The organism is Pseudonocardia sp. (assembly GCF_025465255.1).
Classification (GTDB): Bacteria; Actinomycetota; Actinomycetes; order Mycobacteriales; family Pseudonocardiaceae; genus Pseudonocardia.
In genome coordinates this window covers 1-12913 of sequence record NZ_JAODNI010000207.1, presented here as the reverse complement: position 1 = coordinate 12913, position 12913 = coordinate 1, and the positions used below count along the sequence as shown (strand labels likewise).

General features: G+C 72.7%; 17 protein-coding genes and 1 pseudogene. 8 read left to right on the top strand and 10 right to left on the bottom strand.

The window, feature by feature from the left end:
• Positions 1-63 precede the first annotated feature (63 nt).
• Positions 64-717 (top strand): phospholipase, encoded by a 654-nt coding sequence (locus tag JWP64_RS25630; RefSeq protein WP_297502203.1) that lies wholly within the window; start codon positions 64-66, stop codon positions 715-717.
• Here JWP64_RS25630 and JWP64_RS25625 read toward each other — a convergent pair.
• Positions 692-1642 carry a helix-turn-helix domain-containing protein gene (locus JWP64_RS25625; protein WP_297502201.1) on the bottom strand — a complete coding sequence of 317 codons (951 nt, stop codon included), beginning with the start codon at positions 1640-1642 and terminating at the stop codon, positions 692-694. The two genes, JWP64_RS25630 and JWP64_RS25625, sit on opposite strands and share 26 nt — an antisense overlap.
• A 194-nt stretch (positions 1643-1836) precedes the next feature.
• Here JWP64_RS25625 and JWP64_RS25620 point away from each other — a divergent pair, with 194 nt between their 5' ends.
• Positions 1837-2787: a VOC family protein gene (locus JWP64_RS25620; RefSeq protein ID WP_297502199.1), complete on the top strand. Its 951-nt coding sequence runs from the start codon at positions 1837-1839 to the stop codon at positions 2785-2787.
• A 152-nt stretch (positions 2788-2939) separates the two neighbouring features.
• Here the strand turns inward: JWP64_RS25620 and JWP64_RS25615 are convergent, their stop codons facing one another.
• Together JWP64_RS25615 and JWP64_RS25610 are read right to left on the bottom strand one after the other, a co-directional pair.
• Positions 2940-3380, bottom strand: a complete 441-nt coding sequence (locus JWP64_RS25615; protein WP_297502197.1) for a TetR/AcrR family transcriptional regulator — start codon at positions 3378-3380, stop codon at positions 2940-2942.
• A gap of 81 nt (positions 3381-3461) precedes the next feature.
• Positions 3462-3791: an FAD-binding protein gene (locus JWP64_RS25610; protein WP_297502195.1), complete on the bottom strand. Its 330-nt coding sequence runs from the start codon at positions 3789-3791 to the stop codon at positions 3462-3464.
• A gap of 30 nt (positions 3792-3821) precedes the next feature.
• Here JWP64_RS25610 and JWP64_RS25605 point away from each other — a divergent pair, with 30 nt between their 5' ends.
• Positions 3822-4154, top strand: a complete 333-nt coding sequence (locus JWP64_RS25605; protein ID WP_297502193.1) for a DUF3140 domain-containing protein — start codon at positions 3822-3824, stop codon at positions 4152-4154.
• Positions 4155-4222: 68 nt separating this feature from the next.
• On the opposite strand, the gene JWP64_RS25600 is transcribed toward JWP64_RS25605, so the two are convergent.
• Positions 4223-4669, bottom strand: coding sequence for an MmpS family transport accessory protein (locus JWP64_RS25600; protein WP_297502191.1), 447 nt, complete (start codon positions 4667-4669; stop codon positions 4223-4225).
• Between the two features lie 293 nt (positions 4670-4962).
• On the opposite strand from JWP64_RS25600, the gene JWP64_RS25595 reads away from it, so the two are divergent.
• Both JWP64_RS25595 and JWP64_RS25590 read left to right on the top strand, forming a co-directional pair.
• On the top strand, positions 4963-5328 hold the full coding sequence (locus JWP64_RS25595) for a metalloregulator ArsR/SmtB family transcription factor (RefSeq protein ID WP_297502189.1): 366 nt from the start codon (positions 4963-4965) through the stop codon (positions 5326-5328).
• Positions 5325-5822, top strand: coding sequence for an SRPBCC domain-containing protein (locus tag JWP64_RS25590; RefSeq protein WP_297502187.1), 498 nt, complete (start codon positions 5325-5327; stop codon positions 5820-5822). Before JWP64_RS25595 ends, JWP64_RS25590 begins: the two co-directional genes overlap by 4 nt.
• A gap of 300 nt (positions 5823-6122) precedes the next feature.
• Here JWP64_RS25590 and JWP64_RS25585 read toward each other — a convergent pair whose 3' ends face one another.
• The 6 genes from JWP64_RS25585 to JWP64_RS25560 form a co-directional block, all read right to left on the bottom strand.
• Positions 6123-6398: a PIN domain-containing protein gene (locus tag JWP64_RS25585; RefSeq protein ID WP_297502184.1), complete on the bottom strand. Its 276-nt coding sequence runs from the start codon at positions 6396-6398 to the stop codon at positions 6123-6125.
• A gap of 48 nt (positions 6399-6446) precedes the next feature.
• Complete coding sequence (locus JWP64_RS25580; protein WP_297502182.1) at positions 6447-6641, bottom strand: hypothetical protein; 195 nt, start codon at positions 6639-6641, stop codon at positions 6447-6449.
• 137 nt (positions 6642-6778) lie between these two features.
• Positions 6779-7585: a gamma carbonic anhydrase family protein gene (locus JWP64_RS25575; protein ID WP_297502180.1), complete on the bottom strand. Its 807-nt coding sequence runs from the start codon at positions 7583-7585 to the stop codon at positions 6779-6781.
• 301 nt (positions 7586-7886) lie between these two features.
• A complete protein-coding gene (locus JWP64_RS25570) occupies positions 7887-8093 on the bottom strand; it encodes a hypothetical protein (RefSeq protein ID WP_297502178.1) in 207 nt (68 codons plus the stop codon).
• The gene (locus JWP64_RS25565; RefSeq protein ID WP_297502177.1) at positions 8090-8866 is read right to left on the bottom strand and encodes a glutamine amidotransferase; all 777 of its coding nucleotides are present in this window, start codon (positions 8864-8866) and stop codon (positions 8090-8092) included. Before JWP64_RS25565 ends, JWP64_RS25570 begins: the two co-directional genes overlap by 4 nt.
• On the bottom strand, positions 8863-10074 hold the full coding sequence (locus JWP64_RS25560; RefSeq protein WP_297502175.1) for a MurT ligase domain-containing protein: 1212 nt from the start codon (positions 10072-10074) through the stop codon (positions 8863-8865). The genes JWP64_RS25565 and JWP64_RS25560 overlap by 4 nt, the downstream gene beginning before the upstream one ends.
• 810 nt (positions 10075-10884) lie before the next feature.
• On the opposite strand from JWP64_RS25560, the gene JWP64_RS25555 reads away from it, so the two are divergent.
• The 3 genes and pseudogenes from JWP64_RS25555 to JWP64_RS25545 form a co-directional block, all read left to right on the top strand.
• Complete coding sequence (locus tag JWP64_RS25555) at positions 10885-11097, top strand: hypothetical protein (RefSeq protein ID WP_366890581.1); 213 nt, start codon at positions 10885-10887, stop codon at positions 11095-11097.
• A 241-nt stretch (positions 11098-11338) separates the two neighbouring features.
• Positions 11339-12070, top strand: coding sequence for a hypothetical protein (locus tag JWP64_RS25550; RefSeq protein ID WP_297502173.1), 732 nt, complete (start codon positions 11339-11341; stop codon positions 12068-12070).
• Positions 12071-12153: 83 nt separating this feature from the next.
• Positions 12154-12457, top strand: a pseudogene (locus tag JWP64_RS25545) (RNA polymerase subunit sigma-70); the annotation flags it as partial.
• Positions 12458-12913 lie beyond the last annotated feature (456 nt).

The window sequence follows — 12913 nt, the reverse complement described above, 5'->3', positions numbered from 1 at the left end:
ATGATCGTGCCCCGGGGCCGTCTGGCACAGTGGCCGTCACCCGAGCCGGTGCGGAGGACGAGCGTGGTCACGACGAGCAACCTCCACCTGCAGGAACCGCTCACGGTCGCCGGCGCACCGACCGCCGCGGCACGGGCCGCCGCGGTGGTGGTGCACGGCCGGGACCAGGATCCCGAGTACATGCTCGCCGTGCTGGACCGGGTGGGCGTCGACGACGTCGCGTACCTGCTGCCCCGCGCGGCCGGACGCAGCTGGTACCCGGGCCGGTTCATGGACCCGGAGCCCGCGAACCGACCGCACCTGGACCACGCGCTCGCGGCCGTCGAGGCCGCCGTCGACCGCGTGGGCGTCGAGGGCTTCGCGCCGGAGCGCACGGTGCTCATCGGCTTCTCCCAGGGCGCGTGCCTGCTCTCGGAGCTGCTGCTGCGTAGGCCCCGCCGGTACGCGGGCGCATCGCTGCTGACCGGCGGCTTCTTCGGACCGGCCGGCCACCGCCCCGGTCCGGGCCGCTCGCTGCACGGGACCCCGGTCGTGCTGGCCAGCAGCCGGTTCGACGCGTGGATCCCGCTGGACCGGGTGCAGGAGACCGCCGAGGTGCTGCGCGAGCGCGGCGCCGACGTCACGGTCGCGGTCTACGACGACCGCGAGCACCTCGTGAACGACGACGCCGTGGCCCGGACCCGGGCCCTGCTCACGGCCGTCCGGCCCGCTCCCTGAACTCGCCCGGCGTGCAGCCCTCGACCCTGCGGAAGAGCCGGCTGAAGTGCGGCGCGTCGCCGAAGCCGCGGGCCGCGGCGAGCGCCCGGATCGGACGCTCCGCCAGCCGCGGGTCCAGCAGATCCCGGCGGACCGCCGCGAGCCGCCGCTCCCGGATCCAGCCGGCGACCGTACGGCCCTCGGTCTCGAAGGCCTTGTGCAGCCGGCGCGGCGACACGAAGTGCGCGGCGGCGATCGTCCTCGGCCCGAGCCCGCGATCACCGAGGTGCGCCTCGACGTAGGCGAGGACCTGCGGGAACAGCGGGTCCGACGCCGGCGGCGGCTCCGGGTCACGGGCGCCGGCGAACAGCAGCCGTGCCAGGTCGACCACGCAGTCGGCGAGGACGGCGCCGTCCGCGTCCAGGCTCCCGTCCTGCACCCGGTCCGCGAGTCCGCGGAGGAACGGACCGGCGAGCGCCGCCGGGCCCCGCCGCCCGTCGAGGGGGATGGCGGTGCGCGCGCAGATCCTGTCCGCCTCGGCGCCGAACAGGGCCCGCGGCACGGAGAACAGCAGCAGCTCGAATGGCCCGGCGGACTGGACCTCGTAGGGATGGGAGGTCTCGTACCCGGAGACGTCCCCCGAGCCGACGACGGCCACCCGGCCGGCCTGCTCGATGCGGAACCGGCCGCGGACGAGGTGGGTGATCTGGAGTTCCTCCGGGTCGCGCCGCGCGACGAGCCGGCGGGTGCGTTCGATGGTCGAGGCCTCGCCCTCGATCCGGTAGACGGTCAGCGGGCCGACGCCGTGGGCCTGGATCCGTCCGTTGAACGGTCCGCTTCCGGGCCTGCGCAGCGCGAGCGGATGCAGCACGCGGCCGTGCTCGGCGGCCCAGTAGTCGAACCGGTCGGGGCCGGGCACGGTGGTGGTGTCCACGATCAGGGGCATACGTCGTCGTTCTCCGGATCGGCGGGTGGGCTCATCATGGCCTCCGCCACCGGGCCGCACCACCACCGTCGGGTTGTCCGCCGCGGCACGGGTCCGGCGCACCGTTGTCCGCGCGCGCACGACCCGTCCCACCGGACCTCCGGATGGCCTAGCGTTCGCAGTCGATCGGAAGATGACACCAGCGGAGGTACCCCGTGGCCCATCTCGACGGCAGCCACCACGTGACGATGTCCGTGGGCTCGGCCCAGGAGGACGTCGACTTCCACGTCCGTACCCTCGGCCTGCGCTTCATCAAGCGCACCGTGCTCTTCGACGGCTCCACGCCGATCTACCACCTCTACTACAGCAACGCGGGCGGCGACCCGAGCGCCGTCCTCACCACGTTCCCGTTCCGGCAGGCGGGGCTGATGGGCCGCCGCGGCACCAACCAGGCGCGCGAGGTCCTGCTCGCGGCGCCCGCCGGCTCGCTGGACTACTGGAGCGGGAGGCTCACCGAGCGCGGGGTCGAGGTCGCGGACGCCGAGGTGCTGGACCGCCGCCGGTTGCTGTTCCGCCACCCCTGCGGCATCGAGTACGCGCTCGTCGGCGTCGACGACGACCCGCGCGCCGGCTGGACCGAGGGCGGCGTCCCCGCCGAGTACGCGATCCACGGCATCCACGGCGTCGGGGTGCACGTCGCGAACCCGGAGAACATGGTGGAGTTCACCACCGGCTCGTTGTCCGCCAAGGACCTGGTCGAGGAGGGTGACCGGGTCGTCCTGCAGGTCGGTTCCGCGGCCCGCGGCGGCGCCGTCGAGCTGGTGGTCAACCGCACCGACGACCCCGGGACCTGGCGGTACGGCGAGGGCACGATCCACCACTTCGCCTGGAACGCCGAGACCCTGGAGAACCAGGACGAGCTCAAGTTCGAGATCGAGGGCCTCGGCTACACCGACATCTCCGAGCTCAAGGACCGCAAGTACTTCAAGTCCGTGTACGTCCGCAGCCCGGGCGGGGCACTGTTCGAGCTGGCCGTCACCCACGCCGAGGGCGGCTGGACCTGCGACGAGTCCCCGAAGGAGCTCGGGAGCGCGTTCCAGCTGCCGGAGCAGTTCGAGGACCGCCGCACCGAGCTGCTGGACCAGCTGGAGCCGATCGACGTCTGAGGAGCCGCCGAGCGGTACCGTGATCGCGCACCGCGCGGCACCCTCAGGGCGACGTGGTGTCGGAGGCGATGAACAGCTCCCCCGGACGAAGGCCTCGGTGCACAGGAGCGCGGCGCGGTGCCGCTCCACGGGGATCGAGGCCGACAGCTCGGTCAGGCCCCGGAGCAGCGCGAACAACACGTCGCTGACGGCCTGCACGTCGACGTCGGCCCGCAGGTCGCCGCTCCGCTTCGCCCGGTCCACCATGCGGCGCATCGCGTCGAGGGTGTCGTCATAGAGCGCCCCGAGCTCCGGCTCCCGGGTGCGCTCGGCGCGTGGAACGCGGTGAGGTGAGGGAACTCCCGGACCGGCTCGATGGCCTCGTCGAGCATGATCGTGAGGATCTCGGGGAGGGTCTCCGCCCGGGCGGCCGACCCCTCGAGGCGCGGGATGACCCGGCCGAGCAGCTCGGTGAACGTCGTGGCGACGAGATCGAGTTTGGACGGGAAGTAGTGGTAGATCGTCGCGCTCGTCAGTCCGGCGTCGGCGGCGATCTCCTTCAGCGTGGCGCGCGAGTAGCCGCGCTCCGCCACGTGTTCCATCGCGACGAGCATGATCCGTTTTCGGGTCTGCTCGCCGTCGGCTCCCGCCGGACGGCCGAGCCGTGCGCGCGCGCCGCCATCCTGGCCTCCTGGTCACGTGTCCGATTCCCGGTGTCCCAGAGGCGGGGCGGCGCCCGGCCCGCCGGCCTCGGGGTCGAGGAAGCCGACCATCTCGGCGCCCGCCTCGACGTACGCGCGCACCAGCCGCTCCTCCAGAACGTCGCGGGACAGCGACATGATGTAGGTGACGGCCTCTTCTGCACTGTCCGCGACGCCGACCCCGGGCATGAGCGGGTTGTTCGGGATCCAGACGTTGCCGCCCGACGCGCGGCGAAGGCGCTCCCCGGCACGTCCGGCGAGACAGAGGCGCCCTTCGCGGCGGCGGTGTGGCCGGTGCGGGTGCGCTTCCGGACCTGCCCGCATAACCGAGGTGAACGCGGGTATTCCTCTCCGATGTCAGCTCAGGTCGACGACACCCTCTGGAACGAGTTCCACCGGGTCGTGAACATGACATCCCGAGAGCTCCAGGACTGGCTCCGGACCGACGCCGCTGGCCCCGACGCCGAGGTGGAGCCCGAGCACGCCGGCACCCCTAGCGGCCAAGAGGTCCTGGACATCCTGCGCAAGCGCCGGGCCGATCTCACCGAGCACGACGCCGACCGCATGCAGCGCGTGGTGGACCGCGTGCTCGCCGAACGCCGCGACGACCTCGAGCCGACGGCCGGCCAGCAGTACTGGCGGCGCCGGATGATGCGCATGGGGCACGACCCGCTCAAACCCGTCTGAGGCCGAGGCGGCTCCTGCCCGTGCCCGTCGCGACCGCGCGGACATCGGCCGGGAGCGGCGACGGCCCGTCAGTCGCCCGGCCTGCACATCACCGGGCTCGTGCCGCGGACGAACATCGTCGCCACCTGGACCCCGTCGACCAGGATCCGGCAGGAGACCTTCGTGGCCCGGCCCGCCGCCTGGGCGATGACGAGAGCACCCAGCATCGGGCCGGCCGGGATCTGCACCCTCGTCGCCCAGGGGGCCGGGACGTGGGACAGGCTGTGCACCCCCGTCCCGTCGGCGTAGGTCACGTCGACCAGGGGTCCGTCGCTGGTCACCTCGTAGTCGACCGTGGCGAGCGCCGGAGCCGGCGTCGTGGTGGGCGCGGTGGTGGACGTCGTGGTGGTCGCCGGTGCGGCAGCGGTCGAGGCGGCCGGCGCCGGCGACGGGCCGCGGTCACCGGAACGCAGGGTCACGACGAGAGCCACGCCGAGGAGCAGCACGGCGCCCAGCCCGACCGCGGCCAGGACCACCCGCCGTCCGCGGGCCGGCGGTGCGGAGTGGCGACCGCCGCGGTGGGGTGTCACGAGCGTCGGCTCGGATCCCCGTCGGGTGGGCCGCCCGGGCCAGGTCCGGGACCAGGGGTGCGACTGTCCGGCTCGCGCATGCTCGACCAGCTCCTACAGGTCGCCCTCCATGCTCGGCCTCCCCGCCGCCGTGCGCAACGGCCCCGCGAGGGTGAACGGAAGGTCCACGCTCCCCGTCGGCCTACGCGAAACCCCGTCCCCCTTGTGCTCCTGGGGGCCTCGGTCTAACTTACAACCTGATGGTTGTAGGAGATGTCGATGCGGAGCATGCCGACCGGGTCTTCCATGCACTCGCGGACGCCACCCGGCGGGACATCGTCGCGGTGGTGCTGCGCGGCGAGCAGTCCGTGTCCGACCTCGCCCGCCGCTATCCGATGAGCTTCGCGGCCGTGCACAAGCACGTCGGCGTGCTCGAGCGCGCCGGCCTGGTCACCAAGCAACGGCGAGGCCGCGAGCAACGCGTGCGCGGCAACGCCGACACCCTGCGCGAGGCCCATCGCCTGCTCGACCAGCTCGAAGTGGTGTGGCGACAGCGCCTGGACCGCATCGACGCGATCCTCGCCGACCCGCCCGAGGCCGAACCGAACGAGGGAGCGAGCTCGTGACACTGACCAGCGTCGACAAGGACCCCGAGACCAGGACGATGACCCTCACCACGCAGTTCGACGCACCCGTCGCGCGGGTCTGGCAGGTGTGGGGTGACCCGCGTCAGCTCGAACGGTGGTGGGGGCCGCCGACCTACCCGGCGACCGTCCTGGACCATGACCTCACCCCGGGCGGCAGCGTCACCTACCTCATGACCGGGCCCGAGGGCGACAAGCACCGGGGCTGGTGGCGCGTGCTGGCCGCCGACGCGCCGCACCGCCTCGAGTTCGAGGACGGGTTCGCCGACGACGCCGGCAATCCCAACAACGACCTGCCGACCACCACCGTCCGCGTCACCCTCCAGGAGCAGGCCGGGGGCGGGACCCGGATGGAGATCGCGTCGACCTTCCCGAGCCTCGAGGCCATGGAGCAGCTGATCGCCATGGGCATGGAGGAGGGCCTGACCGCCGCGATCGGACAGATCGACCAGCTCCTCGCTCCCCAGGGCCGCTGAGCGGCCGTTCTGCGGCCGGGCAGGTCACGAAGACGGCATCACCGCGGTCGTGGACCCCGTCGCCTCGGTCGGAGAGCGTGCGCCGGCACGAGCTGATCCGTCAGCGGGTGATCGGATGCGTGTCGATGCGCAGGCGCTACGAACCGATAACCGATCTTATGACAGCTTCGTAGCTTCGGGAGGGGCCCCTGTCTTACGGGAGCAGCTCGAGCATCGAGACGTGCCGTGGCCGGACGACCCCGAAATGACGGCGGTCCAGGGCCGCGACGGCGGGCAGGTTAAGCCGTTCGGCCAGCGCGATCACTGACGCGTCGACCGTGCCAGGGGCAGATCGGCGTAGGTCTCAACCAGGTCGGCGATGCGGTCCAGGTCCGCCGAGGTCGTCTCCAGCCGGGTGAACAGGCCCGCCCGGACATCGGCGAGGAACGCGAGCTCCGCGCGGGTGCCGCGGCGGCGCTCGGCAAGCATGCACACCTCGGCGAACACCGTGGTCGGGACCAGCAGCGGGCCCGGGTGGTTGGCCAGGAAGTCCCGGCAGCGTTCGTGGTGATCATCGCGGTCGTTGAGCAGATCCACAATCGGCTCCGTATCGACCACGATCACGCGGGCGAACCGCCGCGCGCGCTATCGCCGCCGGCAGCCGGGGTCCTCCCGCAGGATGTCCTCGGAGCGCTCGGCCAGGTCGTGCTCGGCCGACAGCGTGCCAGCGCTGGCGAACCGCCTCGGAGCCGCCGGCACCGGCCCGTCCAGACTGGCCCGCAGCTCCTGTTCCACCACCGGAAGCCGGGCCTCGGGCACGGCGTCCAGCAGCCGGTGCACGTCCTCTCGGCTAGCCAGAAGCCAAATCTCTCACGAAGCCCCGACCAGCCCCATCAGAGAAGTCGTCATGACGTCCCCGACCTGAGTTTTCGTGCCGCCCGGTGGGGCCGATGGTGTGGTCGGTCAGAACCACCAAATCAGAGCCGGTCGCTGCGCACCACCTTGGGCGCCGGGCTGCGCCGGGCCGGGTCGGCCGGGTCGGCCGGGTCGGCCGGCTCGGTGGTCGTCGTCGCGGCGGCCGTGGAGGCCGTGGCCTCGCTCCTGGTGTCCACGGCGAGGAGCTCAGGATGCTGCTCGGTGGGCAGGATTCGGTCGTAGCGGTGCAGGGCCAGGCCACGGGAGTAGCGGCGGGCCATGTCCGGGAACGGGGTGGCGGTGTCGCCGATGCCGAACACCGTGCCCGGGTAGTCCAGCGGCCCCATCAGGGCGCGGATGCGGGCGTGGTCGCCGGGGGGCACCAGCTCAGCTGGGTTACCGCCGGCGAACCAGCCCATCGGTACCGTCGTGCCGCCCGGGAGCACGGTGTTGACGTGCACGACGGCGTGGAAGTCGACCTCCGCGCCGACCCCCAGCAGCGCGCCAGTGAACACCACGGCGCCGGTCGCGATCCGTGTCCCGCCCTCGACCACGCAACCCGTGAGATGGGCGTGCGGGCCGACCAGCACGTGGTCCCCCAGCCGGGCGCGGTGCCCGGGCACCCCCCGAACCACGGCGTTCTCCATGATCACGCAGTTGGCGCCGATCTCCACCGGGCCGCCCTCCGCGGTGACCACCGCACCGAACAGGACCCGGCTGTGCGGCCCGATGACGACGTCCCCGCACAGCACCGCCGTCGGTGCCACATAGGCCGTCTCGGCGACGCGCGGGGAGTGCCGGCGGTGCTGGATGAACATCGCGCCGTGGCGCTCGACCCGTGGCCGGTTTGGGGACTCGTCCGTCGCCATCTGCGCCACCCCATCGTCGCGGCCGATTACAGCGCGGCCCCCGGGCCAAACCCGACGTGGCCCGCGCAAGGGCCGATGGTACGGGCGAGGGCCGGTCCCGGACAACGGCGGCCCCGGCCAGGTCGAGGCTCTCCAGAGGACTACCGAGTAGTCGTCCCGACCTGCGGCCGCAGGGACAGCGACGCGGGGATCGCGACGAGCATGCCGCCCATCACGACCCATGTGAGCGTCACCGCCGATCATCAGGGCAACGAAGCATAGTGCGGCCAGCCCGGTCAGGCGGGGGATTCCTCGCCTGGCTCTACCGGCCGAAGATGGCGACGGCGAGCAGCGCGCAGGCCGCCACGGTCAGCAGCACCAGCAGCACCGTGCGCGGCGCGCTACGACTCGGTTGGACCTCGCCCGGCGGGGTGCCGCCGCGCCGACGACTCGAGTCGATGCCTCCACCATGTCCCCACAACGATGAGAGCCCGATGAATGCCCGGCCCCACCGCCGCCGGCCGGTCACAGACCTTCCCGGCCCGCGATCGGCGCGACACCGAGCCGGCGCCGCGCCCGGGCCAGGTAGCTGGCCCGCAGGGCGGGTAGATCCGGGACATCCGGCTCACCCGTCCCCGCGAAGGACACCCCCGTCACCCGCTCGAGCAGATGATCCGCGAGCGCCGGGTTGCGGGCCAGCACCGGGCCGTGCAGATAGGTCCCGATCACATTCTCACCGACCGCGCCGTCCACCGCGTCCCGGCGCGCGGATCGCGCGTCGTTCCCGGTCCCCGACACCACCCGGCCCAACGGACGCGCTGACGGCCCCAGGGTGGTGGCACCACGGTGGTTGGCGAACCCGGTGACCAACCCGACCCCAGGAATGACGCAGCGGGTGATCACCTCACCCACGATCCGGCGCCGCCCCGGCGAGGTGCTCAGATCCAGTAACCCCACACCGTCATGGCGGCGCCCCCGTAGATCGGTGAAGGTGTGACCAAGAATCTGCAGACCGGCGCACACCCCGAACGTCAACCCCGGCCCGGCCAGCACCCGACACAAGCCGGGGTGCCGCCGCAACCAGTCGACCGCGAAGCCCTGCGCGGTGTCCTCACCCCCACCCAACAGGTAGATGTCACACGACGTCGGTGGTGGGGCGGCGGCGGTGATCTGCTCGACACGGGCACCGAAGCCGCGCCAGCGGGCGCGCTGTGCGAGCACCACCGCATTGCCCGAGTCGGAGTAGGTGCCCAACAGATCAGGCAGCAGCACCCCGATCGTCAGGTCCGACGCCGCGGTCACCCCGGGCCACCTTCAGCGGTGACGAGCCGGCGGCGCAGCTGGTGGAAGGCGGTGTAGTTGGCGACCACATCGACCCGCCCCGGTTGCAGCTGACCCAGCCCGGCCAGCGGGTCACCCACGGTGGTGTGGGCGATCCCGGCGTAGCTCAGGCGCACCCCGAGATCCGCCGCGTTCTCCCCCGCTGCTACGACCGGGCGGGCTCCCAACTGCTCGAACGCGACATCCCACAACCACGAGGTGTCCCGGCCATCAGCCTCCCGGGCATTCACGACCACCAGCAACGGCCTGCAGTCCTGCAGCAGCCCGACCGTCTCGGTCCACCCCGCCGGGTTCTTCGCCAACAACAGCCGCAGCCGATGCTCGCCATGGGTGAGGAGGGCGTAACGGCCGCCCACGTCCGGTAGCTGCGCCATTGCGGCGGCGCCGACGCGGTGCTCCACCCCGAGCAGCGACCCGGCCGCCAACGCCATGACCGCGTTGCCCACGTTGAACCGCCCCGGCAGCCGCAGACCGAGCGCGACCACCTCACCCCCCGTGACCGCAGCGTCGTCGAGGGCGCTCCACTGCGGATCGGGCCGGGTCAGGCCGCAGTCGCACCACCACTTCTCCTCATCGGCGTCGCCGCGGTGCAAGGTGGCTCCGCAGCGCGGGCAGCTGTCAGCGTCGGCACTCCACCGGCTGCCGGTGGCGACCCACACCGTCCGGGCCGCCTGCTGCGCGGCCCACACCACCATCGGGTCGTCGGCGTTGGCCACCACCACGGTGTCGGGGTGGGCGGCGAGCGGGACCGCGAGCGCGGCCGCGACGGCGCGCACCTCGCTGCCTCGGTCGAGCTGGTCCCGTGACAGGTTGAGCAGCACGATCACGGCCGGACTCACGGCGGCCGCGACCGCGGCCAGGTGCAGCTCGTCGACCTCGATGACGGCCGTCGTGGCGTCGAGGTCGGCGGCGAGCGCGGCCACAGCACCGTCGGCCATGTTCGCCCCCGACGCGTTGTGCACCACCGGACCCGCGGTGCGCAGCGCCGCAGCCAGCAGATGGCTCGTGGTCGTCTTCCCGTTGGTCCCCGACACCAGCACCACCCGCCGGCCGGCCGCGAGCCGCGACAGCGCCGACGGGTGCAGCGCCAGCGTGACCCGGCCGCCGATGATGCCCCCAGCGCCGAGTCCGGCTCGCCGCGACACAGCGCTGGCGGCGAGCCCGGCCATGACCGCGACCCTCGTCCACCACCCCCACCTCCGCCGGCGCGGTGGCGCGGTCCGCGCGCGACGGACCGCACCACCCCGCGCCTCGTCAGTCGCCAGAGGTTCCGTCGAGCCCACCGTCACAGCTCCAACCGGGCGAGCGTCTCGACCCTCAGGATGGTCGGAGCGAGCCGGAGTCCGGCTGCTCGCCCGGCGACGTGAGGTGACGGGCTGTACGTGCTTCCGCCATGGCCGGGAGAACATGAATGGCCGATGAGAATCAGCGTCGGTTTGTCGCCAGCGAAGCCCTCCACCATCTCCGGACTCGACGTGACCGACTGCCAGGCATCGACGCCTGATTCCGCTAGGCCTGACTGCTCTGGTCCAGGGACCATGCTCGACTCCATCCAGGGAACCATTTCGACAGGTGCGAGCCGGAACGCCACCGCCCAGCCTGGCTGGAAAGGGGATCACAATCCTGGCCGCGCAGGGCACGTCAGGCCAGGGTCGAGGCCTCAATTGGCACAAGGAGGGTCCGGACGGCCCACCCGCCCACCCCGCGGCCCCGGCCGTTAGGCGTAGCGAGGCCAGCGCAGGGCGCCGGACACCGAATCTCGCTGCTCGCACAGCCGACGACGCATCCCGGGCTGCGCCAATCCATACGGCCTAGCGATATTCCGCCTCACAGAGGAACGAGCGATAGCCCGAGCCCGGTCCGGGCGGATCGACGCCTACTTTTGGTCGAGGTACCGCAAGGTCCGGCGCTGAGGAGGCTTGGTTGTCGTAGCGAATCGCAATCTCCACGGCGTCCAGTCGCTGCGATAGCCGCGCAGCGTGTTCACCGCGCGGAAGCGGATGGGCGCCGAGGCCTTCGCCGAGTACCGCTCCGCCATCCACGCCCCGGCCACAGTGCACGCGATGCTCGAGGACTACCGCGCCGGCCTCGGCATCGATCGCCGATACGAGGAGGCCGACCGCACCGCAGGCCGCCGGCTCACCTGCCCGGGCGGGCCGGCCCCGGCCGCGGCGCCGACACCCCGCTGGTGAAGCCCAGTAGTGAACCACCACACGGGCCGGGCACGCACCTGCTCGAGGTGGGCCGCGCCGGAGGGAGCTCGTCCATGTCCTCGGCCAGCAGATGCGCCGTGGGTGCCGCTCTTCCATCCTTCCGGCCGGGCGCCCGACCGGACGCCCTCGTATGGGTGACGGATTCCACCCAGGGGAGCGGGTAACCCTCCGCCGGACGACCCGGCCATACCGGCCGGATCACGATCGAGAGCGAGCGACCATGCCTCTCACACGGGAGCCGGCGCCACCACACCAGCAGCCGGCGGAGAACTCTCGTCACGGGCGCCTGACGGCGCGCCTCTGCCGGCCGCTGGCCGCCTCCACGAGGGCGGGCCTGCTGCGGTTCGAGGGACCGGCGGGCGAGCTGGTGGCGCTGGCGTACGTGCCGGCGCCGGTGGACGAGCGCCCCTACCCGCTGGTGCTGCTCCTGCACGGGGCCGGCGCGTCGCCACGCCAGGGCCTGGACCTGCTGTTGCCGGCCGCCGACGAGCATCGGCTCCTGCTCGTGGCACCGAAATCGGTCTCGGGCACCTGGGATCTGATCGTCGACGGCTTCGGCCCGGACGTGCGCAGGCTCGACCGCGTGCTCGACGAGGTCCTCGACTCACACCTCGTCGAGCGGATGATGATCGGCGGCTTCTCCGACGGGGCCTCGTATGCCCTGTCGATCGGGCTCACCAACGGCGACCTGTTCGACGCCGTGCTCGCGTTCTCTCCCGGCTTCGCCGCCCCGCTGGTGGCGCACGGCAAGCCGCGCGTGTTCGTCTCGCACGGGACCGACGACCGGGTTCTGCCGATCGACTCCTGCAGCCGGCAGCTCGTGCCCGCGCTGCAGGCTCTGGACTACCCGGTCACGTACGAGGAGTTCGACGGCGGTCATGACGTCCCCGAGCGCGTGGTCGACCGCGCCGTGTCCTGGATGCTGTCCGGGAACCGGGCGGCCCAGCGGTAGCTCGGGCTAACCGCAGGCGGGGCGCTCCTCGTGCACTGAACCCGCCACTGGGCAGGCAAGACCGTCGACGAGATCCGCCGCGTTTTGCGGTGCCGTTCGAGCAGATCGCCCCAATGGTGGGGCGGACCCCGGCCGCGGCTCGGCAGCTGGCCAGCCGGGCGCGGCGGCGGGTCCAGGGCGCCACGCCGGCCGGGCAGCCCGACCGCGCCCGGCAGCGGGCGATCGTCGATCGCCTGGCTCGCGGCGGCACGCGGCGGCGACTTCGCGGGGTTGGTCGCGCTCCTGCACCCGGACGCCGTGCTGCGCCTCGACACCGGCGGCACCGGCTCGAAGCTCGTGCGGGGCGAGGCCGAGGTCGCCGGACGGGCGACGATGTTCCGGGCAGCCTGGCGGCCCCGGAGCTGGCCGCGCTGCGGCAGTTCACCACCGAGGAGCTCGACCGATCCTCGCCGGTGGATCGCCGAGGTCCTCGGCCACTGGTGCGAGATCACCCGCGGCGAGCTGCCCGACTGCTGGCCGCTGCCCGAGCACTGAAACGCTAACTTCGCCGCCGCTGTCGACGCTGATCCGGCATGGCGCTCGCAGCGCGAGGCGAACCAGGCCTAGCCGTGGCCCCACCGCTGAGGGTTGCCGCCGTCGCCTTGGCATCGCCCGGCGGTTCGAGGGGTCAGCGGGGCTGCAGCGGGAGCTCGACGAGGATCGCCGTCCCGTCCCCCGGGCGGCTGCTGACCTCGATCGTCCCGCCCAGGGCCTGTACCCGGTCGCGCAGCCCGATCAGACCCGAACCTGCGGCGGGATCGGCGCCGCCGACGCCGTCGTCGCGGATCGACAGGTGCAGGAGGG